General features: G+C 59.1%; 14 protein-coding genes, 1 tRNA gene and 1 riboswitch. Of the genes, 7 read left to right on the forward strand and 8 right to left on the reverse strand.

Going from position 1 to position 19,021, the window contains the following annotated elements; translation table 11 throughout:
• Positions 1-588: 588 nt before the first annotated feature.
• The 3 genes from EKD05_RS00690 (at position 589) to EKD05_RS00700 (ending at position 2,977) form a co-directional block, all read left to right on the forward strand.
• Positions 589-1,308: an SDR family oxidoreductase gene (locus EKD05_RS00690; RefSeq protein ID WP_129670377.1), complete on the forward strand. Its 720-nt coding sequence runs from the start codon at positions 589-591 to the stop codon at positions 1,306-1,308.
• Positions 1,309-1,390: 82 nt separating this feature from the next.
• Positions 1,391-1,693 carry a hypothetical protein gene (locus EKD05_RS00695; RefSeq protein ID WP_129670378.1) on the forward strand — a complete coding sequence of 101 codons (303 nt, stop codon included), beginning with the start codon at positions 1,391-1,393 and terminating at the stop codon, positions 1,691-1,693.
• A 48-nt stretch (positions 1,694-1,741) separates the two neighbouring features.
• Complete coding sequence (locus EKD05_RS00700; protein ID WP_205703830.1) at positions 1,742-2,977, forward strand: diaminopimelate decarboxylase; 1,236 nt, start codon at positions 1,742-1,744, stop codon at positions 2,975-2,977.
• A 336-nt stretch (positions 2,978-3,313) separates the two neighbouring features.
• Here the strand turns inward: EKD05_RS00700 and EKD05_RS00705 are convergent.
• Positions 3,314-3,390: transfer RNA gene (locus EKD05_RS00705), tRNA-Val, on the reverse strand.
• Positions 3,391-3,465: 75 nt separating this feature from the next.
• Here EKD05_RS00705 and EKD05_RS00710 point away from each other — a divergent pair.
• Complete coding sequence (locus tag EKD05_RS00710) at positions 3,466-4,746, forward strand: DUF418 domain-containing protein (RefSeq protein ID WP_129670379.1); 1,281 nt, start codon at positions 3,466-3,468, stop codon at positions 4,744-4,746.
• A gap of 6 nt (positions 4,747-4,752) precedes the next feature.
• Here the strand turns inward: EKD05_RS00710 and EKD05_RS00715 are convergent, their stop codons facing one another.
• Complete coding sequence (locus EKD05_RS00715) at positions 4,753-6,132, reverse strand: FAD-binding oxidoreductase (RefSeq protein ID WP_129670380.1); 1,380 nt, start codon at positions 6,130-6,132, stop codon at positions 4,753-4,755.
• Between the two features lie 328 nt (positions 6,133-6,460).
• Here EKD05_RS00715 and EKD05_RS00720 point away from each other — a divergent pair, with 328 nt between their 5' ends.
• Entirely contained in the window at positions 6,461-7,102 is a 642-nt protein-coding gene (locus EKD05_RS00720) for a cysteine hydrolase (protein WP_129670528.1), read from the forward strand.
• 73 nt (positions 7,103-7,175) lie between these two features.
• On the opposite strand, the gene mgtE is transcribed toward EKD05_RS00720, so the two are convergent.
• Together mgtE and EKD05_RS00730 are read right to left on the reverse strand one after the other, a co-directional pair.
• Entirely contained in the window at positions 7,176-8,528 is a 1,353-nt protein-coding gene (gene mgtE, locus EKD05_RS00725; protein ID WP_129670381.1) for a magnesium transporter, read from the reverse strand.
• A gap of 358 nt (positions 8,529-8,886) precedes the next feature.
• Positions 8,887-9,053: riboswitch (M-box (ykoK) riboswitch) on the reverse strand.
• Positions 9,054-9,181: 128 nt separating this feature from the next.
• Positions 9,182-10,282, reverse strand: a complete 1,101-nt coding sequence (locus EKD05_RS00730; protein ID WP_129670382.1) for a hypothetical protein — start codon at positions 10,280-10,282, stop codon at positions 9,182-9,184.
• Between the two features lie 90 nt (positions 10,283-10,372).
• Between EKD05_RS00730 and EKD05_RS00735 the strand changes: the two genes are divergently transcribed.
• Both EKD05_RS00735 and EKD05_RS00740 read left to right on the forward strand, forming a co-directional pair.
• A complete protein-coding gene (locus EKD05_RS00735; RefSeq protein ID WP_129670383.1) occupies positions 10,373-11,761 on the forward strand; it encodes an FAD-dependent oxidoreductase in 1,389 nt (462 codons plus the stop codon).
• Between the two features lie 224 nt (positions 11,762-11,985).
• Entirely contained in the window at positions 11,986-13,077 is a 1,092-nt protein-coding gene (locus EKD05_RS00740; RefSeq protein WP_129670384.1) for a hypothetical protein, read from the forward strand.
• Between the two features lie 134 nt (positions 13,078-13,211).
• On the opposite strand, the gene EKD05_RS00745 is transcribed toward EKD05_RS00740, so the two are convergent.
• The 4 genes from EKD05_RS00745 to EKD05_RS00760 are packed head-to-tail and all read right to left on the reverse strand — an operon-like array spanning position 13,212 to position 19,020.
• Positions 13,212-13,826, reverse strand: a complete 615-nt coding sequence (locus tag EKD05_RS00745; protein WP_129670385.1) for a sulfite oxidase-like oxidoreductase — start codon at positions 13,824-13,826, stop codon at positions 13,212-13,214.
• Positions 13,827-13,838: 12 nt separating this feature from the next.
• Complete coding sequence (pgl, locus tag EKD05_RS00750) at positions 13,839-14,570, reverse strand: 6-phosphogluconolactonase (RefSeq protein ID WP_129670386.1); 732 nt, start codon at positions 14,568-14,570, stop codon at positions 13,839-13,841.
• Positions 14,567-15,571 (reverse strand): aminoglycoside phosphotransferase family protein, encoded by a 1,005-nt coding sequence (locus EKD05_RS00755; protein ID WP_129670387.1) that lies wholly within the window; start codon positions 15,569-15,571, stop codon positions 14,567-14,569. The genes pgl and EKD05_RS00755 overlap by 4 nt, the downstream gene beginning before the upstream one ends.
• Positions 15,568-19,020 (reverse strand): flippase activity-associated protein Agl23, encoded by a 3,453-nt coding sequence (locus EKD05_RS00760; RefSeq protein ID WP_129670388.1) that lies wholly within the window; start codon positions 19,018-19,020, stop codon positions 15,568-15,570. The genes EKD05_RS00755 and EKD05_RS00760 overlap by 4 nt, the downstream gene beginning before the upstream one ends.
• Between the last annotated feature and the right edge of the window lies 1 nt (position 19,021).

Below are 19,021 nucleotides of genomic sequence, written 5' to 3' on the forward strand. Positions count from 1 at the left end.
ATTGGTAAAGATGAAGCATTACAGCGGGCAGGCGCGCCTGCTGTGTCCGTCGACGCCTCGGCTCGGCTCGGGTTTGCGAAGCCGGCCTTCGCTGGCTGGAGCTTCGCTGCCCAAGAGCAGGGCTGAGGCAAAGTCAGCTCTCCGGGGTCGCCGTCAACGGCTCGGCTCCTGCGTGCAAAGCCCGCCTGCGCCGGCTGGATGAGGCCGCGCAGGCGGCCTTCGCGACCCGTAGCCGCGGGCTTATGATTTTACAGGAAATGATCCGCTATGCGCCTGATGCCGTGGGGCTGAAGCCCTCGGCTAGGTGAAGCGAAGCCCGCCTGCGCGGGCTAGACCGGATTAATTTCTGGAAGACTATCAGCCTGACGGTGCTCCGGTCACCCTGGCCCAGGAGCCGCGCCGTTGACGGAGACGGCAGAAGATGTGCTTGCCCTAGATTTGGGGTGGTAGCTCTGGGTTCATGCACAGGTGGGGCCGCAACGCCCCACAAAACAAAAGAAACCTGCACAACATCATCAAAGCTGAGCTATAATCAAGAAGGTACGTCTTATGCAGACAGAATAGTTCAACAGATGCCACGAGGAGTCCATGAAACTCAAAGGACGTGTTGCGATCATTACCGGTGCCTCTAGCGGGGTCGGCTACGCTACTGCTCGTATCTTCGCCCGCGAAGGGGCCACCGTCATTGTTGCTGCTCGCCGCCGGGATCGTCTCGAGCACCTCGTTGCGGAAATTGCCGGTGAAGGGCAACAGGGTTTTAGTATTCCCACCGATGTGACCGACTCGACCCAGGTGCAACGCTTGATTGAGCAGACGGTTGCGCTGCTCGGACGGATTGATATTCTGGTCAATTGTGCTGGTGGGATGATGAAGATTTCACCGATCGAGCAGTTTACTGATAGCGAATGGCGTTCGATCATTGACACCAATCTGACGGGTGTCTTTTATACGTCAAGGGCCGTGATTCCCTATATGAAACGCCAGCGTAGCGGGACGATCATCAATCTTGGCTCACGTGTCGGCAAGATCGGCATCGCTAATATCAGCCCCTTCAGCGCGGCCAAGTTTGCGCTCGCCGGGCTTTCGCAATCGCTCGCCCAGGAAGTGCGCCCGTATAATATCTTTGTGACTAATATCATCTCAGGGATGATCAACGCCGATCTCGCCCCGCTCAATCCCGATGAGACCTTCCGCCGTCGTTTGCTCACCACCGACGACGTGGCTCAGGCGATTCTCTGGACATGCACATTGCCAGCGAGCCTGCGCGTTGATGAGTTGCCGATTATGCCGCGGCAAGTCGATTTGTGAGAGGTGGATGGTACGCAGTCAGGACGAGCTTCGCCCGTCCTGACTGCGTACCGAGCTTGGGGCCGCTGCCCCGCGATCAACCATGCCTACACACATTATTGCTGACTACGAAATCACCTACGAGCCCAACGCCGAACCAGCCCTGCTGATCTACCATGTTGTCCGTGGCTACGATGCACTGACGTTGAACCAGCCGGCAACGGATCTTTTGTGTGCGTTGCTGGCGGTTCAGCAAAAGCGCATTCGTGAGATCGGTGGCTATCGTGCCATTTTTGGCTCGGGTGGCGATGTTGTCTTTTATACCCCCGCCGGTCAACGGGCATGCTACTTCAACGAAGCCCAAAGTGTGCTGTTGGCACGGATGCTTGGGGTAACAACCCCCTAGCTCGCTGCTGTCTGCCCACCCTCAATCAGCAGCGAAGGAGGCTCCTCTGTGCCAGGCCAGTTTCCCCTCGATGTCGCCCAACTCCAGGCGCTTGTGGCCCATTACCCAACCCCATTCTATCTCTACGATGCAGCAGGGATGTGGCGCTCGGCCCGGGCCTTGCAACAGGCTTTTGCCTGGGCACCGACCTTCCGCGAGTTTTTTGCGGTCAAAGCCACGCCCAATCCCCATATCCTGGCGCTGCTAGCCGCAGTGGGCTGCGGGGCCGATTGCAGCTCCCTGGCCGAGCTTGTGCTGGCTGAACGGGTGGGCTTAGGCGGCGAATCGATCATGTTCACCTCGAACACGACCCCCGCCGAAGAGTTTATCCAGGCGCGACGGCTCGGGGCGTTGATCAACCTCGACGACCTCAACCACCTCGCGTTTCTGGCCCACCACGCCGGCCTGCCTGCGATCATCTCGTTTCGCTATAATCCGGGTGCGCAACGCACCGGCAATGTGATTATTGGCCGCCCCGAAGAGGCGAAATTCGGTGTAACCCGCGACCAACTCTTTACCGGCTATGCCACCGCCAGGGATCAGGGCATCCGGCGCTTTGGTCTCCATACAATGCTCGCCTCGAACGAACGCGAAGCAAGTTATTTTGTCGAGACCGCCCGCATGCTCTTTGAACTCGTCGCGGAACTGAGTGCCAGCCTGGCGATTTCATTCGAGTTTGTCAATCTTGGGGGCGGCATCGGCATTCCATATCGCCCCGAGGAGGCACCGGTTGATCTGAATGCCCTTGGCGCAGGCATTCGTGCCGTCTACGAGGCCACCTTTGACGGGACAGGGCTGCCACGACCGGCCATCTTCACCGAATGCGGCAGATTGATCACCGGGCCACACGGCTACCTGATCGCCTCAGTCCGCCACCTCAAAGAGACCTACCGCACCTATGCGGGTCTCGACGCCTCGATGGCAAACCTCATGCGCCCAGGGATGTACGGAGCATACCATCACATCACCGTACCCGCCAAAGCCCACCTACCCAATGCTACGCTCTACGATATCACCGGATCGCTCTGTGAAAACAACGACAAATTCGCCATCCAGCGCCCCCTACCCAACCTCGCCCCAGGCGACCTACTCATCATTCACGACGCCGGAGCGCATGGGCATGCGATGGGCTTCAGCTACAACGGCAAACTCCGCTCTGCCGAACTGCTGCGCGAAGAAGACGGACAAATCCGCCTGATCAGACGCGCTGAAACGATTGAGGATTATCTACGGACGATCTGTTAGTGGTCTGGGAAATAAATTTTCTGGTAGCGCCGCCGACCACGAATGCTGAGAACGAATAAACGAATATGGGCTGCTCCATGCGCTATTCGTTCATTCGTGGCCCCAATTCGTGGACGGCTGAGGACGCCAGAAAACTTACTTCCCAGACTAATCAGTAGTGGGTAACGTGTGTTTTCTGGTCTTCTGGAGTGCCGGCTTTAGCCGGCTGAAGCCGGCACTCCCTTCGGCAGCAGAGCAGAAAAGTAAACGGCACAATACCCTGAAACCTTGTCTAAAGAGAAAAGAGATGCAGAGAATTGCTGCTAGAGAAGGGCAACTGGTGGAAAAAACTGGGAGTGGTGGGCGATACTGGACTCGAACCAGTGACCTCATCCGTGTGAAGGATGCGCTCTAGCCAACTGAGCTAATCGCCCGCAGTGACGCGAAGTATACCATAGGCGCTGAGGACGCGCAAGTAAGGCTAACGCTCATTGACAGGAGATCCACCGATGACACAGACACCGCCAATGCCCGACGTTTCGCCAATGCCAGCAACCCCCGCTCGCCCTGTGCCCCAGACTGAACGCATTACGACGATTGATATCCTGCGCGGGTTCGCGCTCTTTGGGATTCTGACGGTCAATATGTATCTGTTTAGTAATCCGTTTCAGGATTATTTGCTCCCGCTTGATCCAAATATGCCCTGGTATGATCGGGTTGGCCTCTGGTTGGTGCATTTTTTGACCGAAGGCAAGTTTTATACGCTCTTTTCGTTCTTGTTTGGCCTCGGTTTTGCGCTTCAGCTTCAGCGCGCACGCGCACGCGGCGGCAGGTTCTGGACGGTCTATCTGCGTCGGTTGCTTGTGCTGCTGGGGTTTGGCCTTGTTCATGCCTTTTTCATCTGGATCGGTGATATTCTGGTTCTCTATGCGCTGCTCGGGTTTGTCCTTTTGCTCTTTAGCAAGGTCAAACGCCCCCGTACTTTGCTGATCTGGGCTGGCATCTTTCTGGTGATTCCGCAACTGCTCAGTCTGGCGCTCGCTGCCCTGATCGAGTTTGGCCGTACTGTGCCCGAGGCCGCCGCCCAGATCGAGGCAACCTTTGTCGCGCAAGAGGCGATGTTTGCCCAGGAGGCTGAGCGTGCGCGCGAAGTCTATCAAACGGGCTCGTTTCTGGAAATCACCGCCCAGCGCGCCCGCGATCTTCAGACGATCTGGCTTGGTACCCTCACGATGGCCCCGACTGTCCTGGGTATGTTTCTGATTGGGGCCTATGTTGGCAAACGCGAGATCTTTGCTGATCTCGAGGCCCACACGGCACTCTTCCGTCGCCTGGTTATCTGGGGTTTTCTGATCGGCATTCCAGCTAATTTGTACTATGCTTTTGCGATCATGCAGGCGTCGCGGACGATCTTTGGTTGGGATCTGGCTTTTGCGAATCTGGCGCTGGCAATCGGTGGCGTGGCTCAGTCGCTCGCGTATCTCGGTAGCATCACGCTGCTCTCGCGCCGTGATCCGTGGCAACGCCCGCTGAGTGCGCTCGCCCCCGTTGGGCAGATGGGCCTGACCAACTATCTGTTGCAGTCGATCATTGCGACCCTGATCTTCTACAGCTACGGTCTCGGCTTCTTTGGACAGGTTGGGCCGGCCGCAGGTTGGCTGATCGCCATTGCGATCTATGCTACCCAGATCCCGCTGAGCCACTGGTGGATGCGGCGCTTCCGCTATGGTCCCGCCGAATGGCTCTGGCGTACGCTGACCTATCTGCGGTTGCAGCCAATGCGGCGCTAAGCTAGCTCACAACTGCCCTACATCCCCCCACTGCGCCAGACGCGCCATATACGCCGGATCATCGTAGCGGCGCAAGTCAAAGGCCGGGGCATACGTCGGTAGGGAAGTGCCCACGATATGAGCCGCGACCAACTCGCTCGCGCCACACGCGGCCATCAGCCCAAACCCTGAGAGGGCGCCGATGATGTAGGCTCCCTCAACCGGCAGGGGGCCGATCAGCGGGCGGTTTTCGCGGGTGCGGGTGTAGTACCCACCGTCAATATAGCTCTGCGGCAGACGTTCGAGGTAGGCTGACAGTCCCGGGATGAGCGTCGCCATGCCACGCAGCACCACTTCGCTCACAAAAGGATCGACCGGGAGCGGAAAAAGCGGCTCGACCGGCGTCGTGTGATAATCCCAGAGCAAGAGCAGTGTTGTCGCGCCGGGGCCGCCTTCGGGCCGCCCGTGCGCCCCGGCAGGCAACGGCTCAAGCAGCCAGCGCAGCGCGGGGTCGTCCGCCAATGCTTCGCGCTCTTCGGTCGCCCACGGCAATATCACCGGATCGTTGAGGATCAGCAGCGGTGCGTCACGGGGTACGATGCCAAGCTGGTCGTTGAACGAGAGCTTGACATGCAGTTCGTTGTAGATGGGCAGCTTCAGGCCAAGCATGGTGCCGATCGTCTGCTGAAGCGGACCCGCCGCGCTGACGAGGGCAGGCGTCGCGATCTTCATCGTGCCACCGCTAACCAGATCCACCTGCACCCCACGCACTGCCCCGCCCACCACGTCAACACCAGACAAGCGCCCGCGCACCAACTGCACCCCGGCGGCACGGGCCTGCTCTAGCATCAACATGCCAAGCTGGCGGGCACCAAACCAGCCGGCCCGCCGCACATGCAACGCCGCCACAGCCTGCTCGGTCAAACAGGGAAAGTGCCTCTGCAACAGGTCACGGTCAAGGATGAGATCGGCCCCATCAGGCTGATCGACAAACCCATGCGCCGACGCAGGCACATACGGCACGCCCGATCCACCAGCATCATGGACACGCAACGGACCTGCGCCAGCCGCACTGACCTGCTGCGCACTCGCGTGCAACCGCTCGGCCCCCGCCGGATCGAGCGTAACATAGAGATAGCCACGCCGATTGAGCAAAAGCGCCTGATCCGACGCCAAGGCCAGTGCTTCCAGCCGATCGAGACTGCGGTTCATCAACGCGACCATCGCCTCATCAGGCCACCAATTGCGATACGCCTCACTCGACTTATCACTGGTCAGCGCCAGCGGATCGCCCTGTTCCACCAACACAACCCGCCGCACCCCGTGGGTCGCCGCCAGTTCATAGGCCGTCGCAATCCCCGCAATCCCCGCCCCACAAATCACCACCTCAGCCGACGCATCATGCATCACCCACCACCTCTGCGCCTCCGCGCCTCTGCGTTAAACGCACCCGCTATTTTAACGCAGAGACGCCAAGACGCGGAGACGCAGAGATTTCGCATACATCTTCCTGCCTCCGCGCCTCCCCGCCTCTGCGTTAAAAAAACCACCCCGCTATTTTAACGCAGAGACGCCAAGACGCAGAGATTCCATGTTCCTTGACAGCCCCCGCGCTCTCACGCATAATTGAAACCACAGCCATGCGTCACATACACTAGGGCTCGCCGACGAGGAAGCACGTGATCGTGCATTGCTGTCTCTTGGCATAGAAAAAATCAACAAAAAGGAGCCAATGATGGATCCGAAAACGACTGCGGTGGTCTTGATCGAATTTCAGAACGACTTCACGTCGGAGGGTGGAACGCTTCACGATGCGGTGAAAGGGGTCATGGCCCAGAATAACATGCTTGCCAACGCGGTTGAGTTGGCAACGCAGGCTCGCGAGCTAGGCGCAACCGTCATTCACGCGCCCATCAGTTTCGCCGAGGGCTATCCCGAGCTGCCGACCGAGCCTTATGGCATTCTGAAGGGCGTGGTTGACAGCAATTCATTCCGCAAGGGCACCTGGGGGGCGCAGATCATCGACATCCTGACGCCCCAAGCTGGCGATCTGGTCGTCGAAGGCAAGCGCGGCCTCTGCGGCTTTGCCAGCACCAACCTCGATTTCATCCTGCGCCAGCGCGGCATCAAGACCGTCGCCCTGGCCGGCTTTTTGACCAACTGCTGCGTCGAGTCAACGATGCGCACCGCCTACGAGCTTGGGTATAGCGTGATTACGCTGACCAACTGCACTGCCACGCTCAGCCCCGAAGAACAAGAAATGGCGACAACCAAAGACTTCCCTATGTTCTCGCGGCCAATGACGCACGACGAATTCCTGGCGGCCCTTGGCGGCGGCGAGGCAGTCGCCGCCGCAGGACGTGGCTACGAAGCGTAAGATCATGGCAAGAGGAAGCGGCCAGATGCATCTGGCCGCTTCCTCTTGCCATGCATGATCGAGGCGAGAACCCTCACATAATGCCGAGCAACCAGGTTGCCAGCGAGAAGTAGATCAAGACCCCCGCAATATCCGAGAGCGACGTGATCAAGGGGCCACTGGCCGTCGCGGGATCCAGGCCAAAACGAGTCAGAATGAACGGGAAGATCGTTCCGATCAAGCTACCAACCATGACGAGAATGACCATCGTCAGTGACACGACCATCGCCACCTCAGATCCAGTACGGAAGAAAGCGACCAGCCAGACAGCCATAGCCATCGCGATGCCGAGCAGCGCAGAAACCAGCACCTCCTTCCCCAATGAACGTGCCCAGTCACTCATCTTGATATCGCCCATCGCCATCGCTCGCACCATCAGGGTCGCCGATTGCGATCCAGCATTGCCGCTACTCGCGATCAGCAACGGCAGAAAGAAGACCAACGCCACCACCGCTGCAATCGTTTCCTCGAAAGCGGCAATAATCGCCCCCGAAAAAATATTCACAAAGACCAGGACAATCAGCCACGGCGCACGTTTCATTACCAGTTCGCGAATGCCCGTTTCAGAATAGCTTGCCCGTAGCGGGGCCACCGCCGCGCTCTTGTGGAAGTCTTCGGTTGTCTCTTCGTCGGCAACATCGATCAGGTCATCGAAGGTGACAATGCCAACCAGCACCCCATCCGAGTCAACGACCGGCAACGAGGCCAGGTCATAGCGGCGCAACGCACGCACAGCTTGCTCACGGTCATCAAAGGCCGAAAGCACAATATAGGCCCGATCCATAATCTGTTCGACCGTCTGCTCTGGCTCGGCCATAATGAAACGCCGCAGATCAATCGCATCAAGAAAGCGCCAGCGCGTATCAGTGACATAGATCGTATTGATCGTTTCGCTGTCGCGCCCCCGCGTCCGAATATGATGCAGCGCCTGCGCAATCGTCCAATGAGGGCGGACGGCGACATAGTCGGGGGTCATCAAGCGCCCAACACTCTCTTCGGGGTAGCCGAGCAACTGGCGCGCCTCACGCAGATCCTCAGGGCCAAGCAGATTGAGCAATTTCTGGGTCGCCTGGCCTGGCAACTCTTCAAAGAGTTGCGTCCGGTCATCGGGGCTCAGATTCGCCAGCAAATGCCGGGTCTCTTCACTATTCAGTTGGGTCAGCAGTTCGTTCTGCTGCTCGGTATCAAGGTGGGCAAAGACGTCACTTGAGATGTGGCGTGGCAGCAAGCGAAAGACCACCATCTGCTCGGTGGGGTTCAACTCCATCAGCAGATCGGCAACTTCAGGCTCGGGCCAGAGCGCAAGCATGGTGCGTAGTTCGGCTAGTTGGCGGTCAGCAACGAGCGTGCGGATATCCTCAACGTTGGTGCTCGGAAACGTGGTCATGGTTCCCCCCCGCTATGTGCATGCAGTATGCACCGTTACGTGCAGTGTGCAACGTGACAAAAGCATGGCGCGGGGTCGGCACAAAGGCCAACCAGAAGCAGATCGCCGGTACAACCGACTCCAGAGGGAATAAAAAACCCGGTGGAGCAACGCTCACCAGGTCTGAGGCAACATCAGGGGCATGCAGTCATCAGCACACGCCCACCGTGGAGGCACAGGCAGGGAGAGCGATTCTCAAGACGGTTGTATGCGCGACACCGCGCCGCCGTGAATGACTACTAACGTCCATATTCCTTCCAGATAAACGAAATGCCCCTCACATGCACATGTGGGGGGCATCAGCACAAGAAAAGCTGATGAACTCCCCCCTGGTTGAGCTTAAGCGTTCCCACAACGTAGCAGTCGTGCTGCAGTCATCTTAACACATCCCTTAAGCCGAGAAGTGCCGTGTACCTCTGAGCGTCTCTCGACGGGCCGAGGCAATGACCTTTGTTTGTGGGAGCGCCGCGCCTAACGAAGGAGCATCGCTGCCTATTTCACTCTCTATGGGCAAATTGTATGCCTGTGAGGGGGTTTTGTCAAGTGTTTGCGCCTGGCGACAGCCTCTGTCCATCTCGCCCTGTGTGTGGTGCATGAGGCCAGCAAAGCTGGCCTCATGCACCACATGCAAAAGCATACTCCTGCACGGCAAGATAGACAGCGCGCGGGGTGCCGTCAGGGGCAACAAAGTTCCAGGCATCCGGGTACGAGCGCGTCGCAAACGGGGTGCTGTGTTGCCACAATGCAACTGCTTCGAGCCACGGGTAGCTGCGCGCCTGCTCGTACATGGCGATCGTCCAGCGTACGCGATCAGCCGGGCGGACGGCAGCACTCCAACGCGGATGATCATTGTAGCCCCCTTCGGTGATGATCAGGCGTTTGTCTTCGTCACCAAAATGGTCAAGCATCGCTCGTACCAGTTCGATGCGCCGAAAGTTGACCCGCTCTGGCCCCGGCGGCGCGTCTGGCGGCTCTTGCCCCCCATACGCATGCACGGCCCACATATCAAAGTATGGCCCAGCTTCGGCATCGTACAGTGAGGCGAGGTATTGCATGTCATCCATCCGACTCGCGCCATCTTCCAGCGAGCTTCCCGGCGAGAGTGCCCCAGCAATAATGATCGCCTCTGGGGCAACTGCTTTGACCGCCGGATAGACGACTTTGAGCAGGGCGGCATAGGCCCCAGGATCCGGCGGACGTTCGCCCCATTCAAAGCGGAGGTTCGGTTCGTTCCAGATGATCAGGTGCCGTACCCCCAGCGGAGCGTAGCGCTCGGCAAAGGCGGCGACGTAGGCTGCGTAGTCGTCGTAAAAGTCAGGAGCGAGGTAGCGGTCGGTCGTGTTCGCCGGCCTCGCCCAACTTGGCACCAGGTCGAGCCGGGCAACCACGGTTAGCCCCTGACGCCGCGCATGCTCGATCACCAGATCCGCCCCGACCCAGTCGTAGCCGTATCGCGAGCGCGGTTGCACATACGCCCACGGAAAAAGCTCGACAATCCACGGCGCGCCCATCTCGCGTACTTGCTCCAACGCACCGCGAATATAGGCCTCGTCACCAATGCCCGTCAGCCGCGTGTGCAGGCCAATGCGATCATTGCAGGTAACGACAGTCTGCTGTGGGGGAAGATCGAGCACCCGTGGCCCACGGAGATGCAGAAATTGAATGAGCAGTAGTCCTACGAGAAGTGCCCCTGCCAGGCCGCGAACAATGAGCATGAGCATACCTTGCGCCAGATTCTTAACCATGATATAACGGTAATAGGCGACCGTTTTAGATAATAGATTACTATCGAAAGAGCACCTACGATGCGTGTGATTATAGCTGGTGCCGGGCCAGCCGGTATGGTTGCGGCTCGCAATTTGATTGACCGTGGTCACGAAGTTATTGTACTGGAAAAGCGTGATGTTCCGGGTGGCAAAGTTTCCGCCTGGCAAGATGCCGACGGCGACTGGATCGAGTCGGGCCTCCATGTCTTTTTTGGAGCCTATCATCATCTCCTTGGTTTTCTTGATCGGTATGGTCTCGGTGATACCTTCAATTGGAAGCCCGCCGAGATGATCTTTGCCTCCGAACGCCACGGCCTCGCGGGGATCAGTTTTGTGCCCTGGCTGCCGACGCCGCTCAACGGGTTGGCTGGCGTCGCCAAATTCAAGCCACTGACGCTCGGCGACAAGGTGCGCATGGGCCTTGGCTTGATCCGCCCGATCTTCGGCGACCAGTCCTATGTCGATCAGCAGGATAACGAGAGTTACGCCTCGTGGCACCTTCGTCACGGGATGGGCCAGCGCTCGCTCGATGAGGTGATGCATACGATGGCCCTGGCCCTCAACTTTCAACGCGCCGATAAGGTCTCCGCCAAGCTTGCCTTGACGGCAATGCTCCACTTTGCCCACGAAAAGAATGCGCCGAAAATGGCCCTCGTCAAAGGCTCGCCCGATACCAATATCTGGCGCCCCTTGATTGCGCAAATCGAGCAGATGGGCGGTCGCGTTGAGCTTGGGCGCAAGGTGAGCAGCATTGACTATGACGCCGAGACGAAGCGGGTCATGGGCTTTGTCCTTGATGATGGCAGCACCATCACCGGCGATGTCTATATCTCGGCGATGCCCGTCCATAATCTGCGCAAGATTATTCCTGATCGTTTGCGCGAGTACGACTATTTCGCGAACCTCAAGCACCTTAAGGGTTCGCCCGTCATTACGCTGCAACTCTTCTTCGACCGTCGGATTGCCGGGGTCGATAACCTGCTCTTTAGCGCCGGGACGCACCTGAGTGTCTATGCCGATATGGCGATGGTTGCGCCCGAATACCATAATGGCGGCAAGAGCATTATGCAGTTTGTGGTCGCACCAGCCGAAGACTTGATCAAACTGCCCGATGATGAACTGGTGCAGTTTGTGATGGAGGAGTTCCGCCGCTTGCACCCGATTGCCCGTGAGGCGAAGCTGCTCAAGCATACCATCGTTCGTATTCCCAATTCGGTCTACCAGGCGCTGCCCGGTGTTGATAAGTATCGCCCCGACCAGGCTACCCCGGTGAGCAATTTCTTCCTGGCCGGCGATTATACGCGCCAGCATTTCCTGGCCTCGATCGAGGGCGCAACCATCAGCGCTGAACAGTGTGTCGAACGCATCATGACAGCGATAAATAATGGTACACTGACCCCGGAACAAGAAGCCATCGCTGCCGATTGAGGCACGTATGCCACGAGCGCGGGCGGCCCGCCCGCGCTCCCAAGAACATCCGAACCTGTCGTTGACCGACCCGTAATAGTGTGTCAACGACAGGTTTCTGGCCTTCCTCCCCCAGCGGGGGAGGGTTGGGGAGGGGGCAACATGAGGATCGTACAACATCAGAAAACTTAGTTGACAGACTACTTAATCGTCGTTCAACGACTTTATTGGCGCTGAGGTAACTGATGCTGGCACCCGAGACAACTCTCCATGACCACTATCGCATCCTGGCGGTGGTCGCTGAGTATGATGACGAGGTCATCTATCGTGCGCTCGATACTCGTCACGCGCTGCGTGTGATGATCGCGCAATTGCCCCAGCCAGATGCCTATGCGTTGACTGATGTGCAAGCGCTCGTAGCCCAGATCGCCAGGGTCGAGGCTCCGATGTTGTTGCGCCTGCACGACCATTTTGTGCAGGGGTTTAGTTATTTTGTTGTGACCGATGATCCCGTTGGCCAGCCCCTCGACCAGGTTTCCCGCCAGCAAGATGAGCCGCTGGCGGAAGATATAGTCCTTGCGTATATTGAGCAACTATTACATGCGCTCGATCATTTGCACGAGCACAACCCGCCCCTGCTGGTAGGCGATCTGCGCCCAACGGATCTCTGGTCAGCCCTCGATGACGGCCTCTTTCTGGCTCCGTTTGCGCTGGTGCGCCACGTCGGTAGCGAACGCTCGCCCTATCGTGCCCCCGAGTTGAACGATCTTCACGCCGAACCAACGACGACGAGCGATGTCTATGCCATCGGTGCGGTGCTCTATCAGTTGCTTACCGGATCGGCACCGCTTCCAGCCCCCGAGCGTCAGGCTGGCACAATGCTTGATGCACCACGGGCGATCCATCCCCGCGTCTCGGTGCTCGCCGAGCAATTGGTGCTGCGCTCGCTTGAGCTCAAGCCCGTGAACCGCTATCAATGCGCCCGTGAGATGCGCAGTGCCCTCCAGACCGTGCGCTTAATGGCCGGACGAACGCCCGGAGCCGTTGCGTCGGTCGAGTCAGTTCAGGCTCTAGGAGCGGTGACGGCAAGCGACCCATCCCCAGGCCAGATGCTCGCCCCGGCTGTGCCTCCTGAAATCGCCGGGCCGTTGCCTCCTGCTCCACCACCTGTGCCATTCCCGTCTTCGTCTGGCCCAACTCCATCCACGCCCCCTCCCTCTCTGTCGGGTGCGGGCAGATCGCATAAGCTCCTGCTTGCCCTCACGACGTCGCTCGTGATTATCGCCCTCTTTATCTGTGTGATGGGCCTCTGGCTCGGTTTTCTGGTGTTGCGCTAGCGTACGACGTTCTCAGGCTCAGACTTAGCCGCCCTCTATCTGCTCTTGCGTACCGATAGCCGTCAACTTGCTCTTGTTGCCCGTGAGGCGGGCGTGCTCCGCTTTGAACCAGAGTTCTGATGCCACGGCGTCCGTTATTCCGCGTAGCGCTCCTCTTTCCAGGGATCGGCATGGTTGTTGTACCCGTAGCGTTCCCAGAACCCAAGTTTGTCATGGCTCAGAAACTCAAGCCCACGGAGCCATTTGGCGCTCTTCCAGAAATATTTGCCCGGCGTGAGCAAGCGCAATGGATAGCCATGCTCGGGGGTCAACTCTTCACCCTCATACGTGTAGGCTAGCAGCGCATCAGGATGGAGCAAAACCTCGAGCGGCACATTGGCGGTAAAGCCGTATTCGCAGTGCGCAATGACATGGGTTGCCGTCGGCAATAGGGTCGGGATCGCCTGCAGAAAATCACTGAACCGAAGCCCTCCCCACCGTGTATCAAGCTTGCTCCAACGGGTTACGCAGTGAATGTCGGTCACAATCTCGACCGTCGGCAAAGCCCGGAATTCGGCAAAGCTCAGGCGTGCGGTGGTTTCAAGTTCCCCCCACACACGTAGATCCCAATTCTGCTCTACATCAGGATACGAGGGGACATTGCCATAGTGCAGTACCGGAAACTTGTCAGTCACATACTGTCCCGGTGGTATCCGCCCGGCCTCGGCTGCGGTATTCTGGTCATCCTGCTTCTTGTACGCTTTGAACATCGCCCCTCCTCATCATGCAAGCTCACGTGCGGCAGCCGCATCAAGCATCCACGTCACCCGCCCAACGGGCGGACGCACCAATTGCGCTGGCAAGCGTTGTGGATCATAAGCACCTTGGAGCACCTGCCGTACCATCGGGGCTTTGTCGGCCCCGGCCACAAGAAAGATGACCCGACGCGCTCGGTTGAGCGCATGGGCCGTCAAGGTCACGCGTGTTGGCGGAGGCTTCGGTGCATCAGTGACGGGCGCAACGAGCGTCTCAGGGCTAGCCTCTAGCTGGGGAAAACCGGGGAAGAGCGACGCCGTGTGTCCATCAGGTCCCATGCCAAGCAACGCAAGATCAATCTGCCCCGCATGGCGCTCAAGCAGCGCTTCGACCTGGTTTTGGTAGACCCGGGCGGCTTCTTCCACCGGATAATAGGTCGCCACCGGAAAGACCTGCTCGGAAGGGATGGGCACATGATCAAGCAAGGTTTTCCGGGTCTGAAAATAGTTGTTTTCGCGATCATGAAAAGGCACCAGCCGCTCGTCGGCCCAGAGGATGCTCAAGGCGTGCCACGGTACTAGGTTGCGCAGGGGAGGCTGGCCCAACTGGTGGAAGACCCCTGGCGGGGCCGCCCCCCCCGAAAGCACAACCAGGGCACGCGAAGATGGGGCCAACAGGTCCGCGATCTGACGTGCGGTCGCCGCCTGCGCTTCTTCGACCGTCGGATAGACCAGGATCTCCGGCTTGCTACTCATCATGCCCCCTGTCGGATCGGCATACCTGCCACGGTTTCAAGCAAACTCCGCGCTTCGTCACGGGCGGCTTCGTGCGGCAAGGCGCGGCTGTAGCGATACGAGGCAAGCCAGTAGCTCGCCAGTAACCGTAACAGAGGCAAGCGTGTCTGTTCGGCTTCACTTAACGGCATCGTCGCGCAGTAACCATCGAGCAGACCCTCCCGCCAGGCGGCAGGATAACTTGCACAGAGGCCCGTCGCCAGGTCAAAAAGACCGTCACCACCAACACATGTGCCCGGCTCGACCAGAGCCTCAAGATGCACATGTGGCCCCGAGGTACAGCGCACAGCCCCTGGCCCAAAGTTGCCGTGCATCAAGACGGGATGCTCGCACGTCAGCCGCGGATCATCAAGCAGGCGCGCCACGGCGTTCTGTTCAGCTTCGCTGAAAACCAGGCTATCAGTCGGCGGCGGGGCAAACGAGAGGCCGAGCCGTGCAAGCGTCGTCTGCCAACGCATCGTTGGCCAGCGCCCATGCTTGTTGGGCCGCCCCATCCCCGGTGTCGTCACCCGCTGCATCCGCCGCAAGGCGCGCCCCGCCTGACGCCCAGCCCCTCGCAAGAGGTGCGTTTCCGTCAGGTCAGCCGCGCTGACCCCGGGGACGTAGGATTCAAGCGTGTACGCAAAGGGCAAGAGGCTGCGCGAAAGATCACGCTGGATAATCTGTGGCCCAGGGAGTTGTTGCCCATTCAGGCAGCGCATAAAAAAGATGTAGCCGCTCAGATCATCCTCCGGGGCAATGCGCAGGATGAGGTGTTCATTCAAGGTCGAGATCCGCACCAGCAGGTGCGCTTCGGTCTGCCCATAAAAGACAACGTCGCGTGGACGAAGATTCGTCGTGCGGACAACCAGCGTCGTATAGTCACCCAGGCGCGCCAGGGCTTGCCGCCAGGGTTCACTAACCCCTTCGGTCACCGGGGGGACATAATGGTTGAGATAGCTGTAATCGACTGTCCGTGAAATCATGGCATCTGAATCGCTGGTAAGACAAAATAGAGCACCCGTCCCGACAGACGATCAGTCACCCACACTCCGCCGTCGGCATCAACGGCCATGCCACTCGGCCCATTCAGCGAGGCAAGATCCTCGCCTGGCCCTCCCCAGCGCAGCAGCGGATCACCCCGCAGGTTGAAGGCAAGTACCTGATTGCTGGTCGGTACACTTACAAAAACGGTACTTTCAGCACTTACGGCAATCGACGGGTCATCATAGGTATTCTCATTCCACCCGCTGATCCGCCAAGTCACCAGCGGGATGCTGCTCACCCGGCCTGACCCATCTGGGGTAAAGACCTGCACCCGCCCATTCCAAATATCGGCGACAAAGACATTGCCCCGTGCATCGACGGCTACCCCGGTCGGCTCGTTGAACTGGCCGAGTTCGCTCCCCGCTCCACCAAACTGGTAGAGGAAGGTGCCCGTATCATCGGTGACGACAATGCGCCGGTTGCCGGTATCGGCAAGATAAACCCTGCCTTCGTTATCAACGGCGATGCCGCGTGGCCCAAAGAAGCCCAGCGGATTCGCCTCGTTGCGTGCCGGGTCGCCATCGGTGATTGTCGCCCGTCGCCCGTCGGCGAGATCACTCTCACCCGAACCCCAGGTTGCCATAACTTGTCCCTCGGGATCGTATTTGACAACCCGTGCGTTCCAGGTGTCGGCGACATAGAGGTTGCCCGCGCTGTCTACGGCCAGGCCACGCGGCTCGTACAACTGCCCCGGTTCGTTGCCAAAACCGCCGATGGTGCGAACCAGTTCACCTGTGGCGCTAAAGACGTGGATCTGGTGCCGCCCGGTGTCGGCGACATAGAGATTGCCATTGGCATCAACCGCCGCTCCGGTCGGGTTACCGCCTTCCAGGGGCCCCGCTGCAACCTGCTGGGCCACCAGACGCAACGATGGTGCTGCACCAGTCGTGCCGCTCCCCATCGTGCTGTCGTCACCAACCCCGGCGGCGAGATCGCGCCGCAACCAGAATTCCATCTCGCGTGCGCCCGGCACCAGCGGGTAGGGCAGTTCGCGATAGAGCACATATTTACCCAACGTACCCCAGTTTTCGCGCCGGAACGGCCATCTCAGCACTTCAAACGGCCCATACACCTCTGCCGAAATATCGCGCCCACATCCTCCCCCTTCCGATGTGCCTTCCAGTTCAGCGCGTGGCGTCCAGGTACTGTAATAAAAGCGTTTGTACCCCGGACTCTGCGGTGAACACTTGTCACCTTCGGGGAACCACCAGTTGAAGATACTCGCCGGACCATAGGGCTGCACATATGCTTCACTCAACACATTGCGCACTTCAGTGGTCACATGCGGTTTGTAGAGCATGACCACCGGGGCAAGCACCGTTGTGCCGTCGGGCATCTGGGTCTCAAAGGTGCTCTGCGTTGGATTCGTCTGAAAGTCCTCGCGTTTCGTCCACGCAACTCGCTGAAAGTCGCGGAAGTACCACTGCAACGGCCACGCCAGCGAACCTTCACCCGACGGCCCGCCACTATCAACAATGATCGGCATGCTCAAGCCGCCCGTCACATCTTGCGGGGTGCGTGAGCCACGGGTCAGATTGATGGCCAGTTCGCGGACATCGGCGACATGCCGCGGTACATCCGGGGCGGTCTGGGTGTAGATCATCGGCTCGATGGCCGTATCTGGATGGGTATAGACGACCAACCAGGTGGCCCGCATCGTATACGCCCCAACCAGTACCACCAGCGTCAACCCCGCAACTGCGGCCACCTGGCGGGCACCAAGCTGATGCGCCAGCGTGAGAAGCCAGTAGATCAGACCGCCGGCAATCAGCAGGGGCACCAACCCTTGCAAAAAGTTCCGCTGCGCTTCTTGCCCTGCCCCGGTCTCACCAAGCCGCCACAGCGCAACGCTCACCGCAACCCCGATGAGACTGGTCAGCGCCGGGACGAGCCAGATCGTCGCCCACGTGAGCGGCTTGCCTTCGCTGGCCCCATCCTCGGCCAAGGGGGTTGGCCTGGCCGCTTCGATCATCTTTGCAACCACCCACGCCATCAAGAGGTTGCCCGGTAGCGCCATATGCACGACTAGCCACGGCATCTTCTCGCCTGCCCACGAAAAGATGATCAGCGCTGTCCAGAACCAGAAGACCGTCAGCAATGAATAGAGTGGCCACGGTTTGGCCGGCACGGCAATGCTCGCCTCGGCTGCCGGAGCCTGCTCGTCTTCGGCGGAAGCCTCAGGCACTCGTGCCTTGCGGGCGGCAAGCAGGCGCTGCGCCACCGCCACAATCATTGCGACCACAGTGCCAATGCCCGCCGCGAACGCCAGCGGATCGTAGAGCGGCAAGAGGATCAGGTAGTAGTACCACGGCTGATCGCCCCGCGCATACTCTTGCTGGCTACCCAACCAGTACGCTAACCCCGCATATAACCCATCAAGCGCCCCTCGCATATAAATAAAGAATGAAGAATAGAACACAAGATAGATCGCAAAAAGCATCCCCAGTGCAATCCAGATCGTCTCACGCCGCTCACGCCACAACTCCTGAAGCCGCGGAATCAAGATAGGCTGCGGCTCCCATAGACTCTGACAGAGCCAGGCAAGCAGAAAAGCCGTCGCGACCAGAAAGGCTTTTTCGCCAAAATAGAGCCCCTGACCAACCGGGATGCGCGGGTTAAAGACCATCAAGACCAGCGCCAGCGCCATGACGCCAAGCAAGAAGAAGTTCAAATAGCGGGCAAAGCGACTCTCGGCGAGCAAGCGCATTAACACAAAGACGCCAAAAATAAAGAAGAGAATGTAGTAGAGTTCATGCGTCGCGATCGCTAGAGCGATTGCTACTGCCGTCAAATAGAGCCACCGCGCCTTGCCGGTATCAAGCCAACGCAGCGCCCCAATGAACATCCACAGTTCCCAGAGCACCATCAGGCCATCGTGGCGGGCAAAGCGCGTATAGTAGAGTAAGGCCGGGGTAAACCCGAGCAACAACGCCGCCACCAGGGCACCCCCACGCCCGACATAGGGCCGGAGCCACCAGGCCGAGGCGACCAGGAGCATGCCAGCGACCGCCATCGGCAAACGTGCCTGCGCGTCGCCATCGCCAAACAGGAAATAGGCTAGCGCCGTGAAATAGTAGAGTGACGGCCCATGATAGACCGGATCATAACAGTAGGTCGGCGAAACCCGATCAATGCGTGGTTGGCCTTCTACCTCCACTCCGCTCCAGCAGTTAAAGCCGCCGGCCCCAGTATACAGCCGCCAACTCGACCAGGCATGAATGCTCTCATCGTGGTGCAGCGCCATCCGGTCGAGACCCCAGAGATGGGCCATCACACTGGCAATGATAATCAGCGTATAGGCAACCACTTCCCATCGCACCCGCGCCAAATCAAAAGCACGGGTCAGGGCAAACGGGCGTGGGTTTGGATCAATGGTCTCAACTGCCATG

The organism is Candidatus Chloroploca sp. Khr17 (genome assembly GCF_004138165.1).
GTDB lineage: Bacteria > Chloroflexota > Chloroflexia > Chloroflexales > Chloroflexaceae > Chloroploca.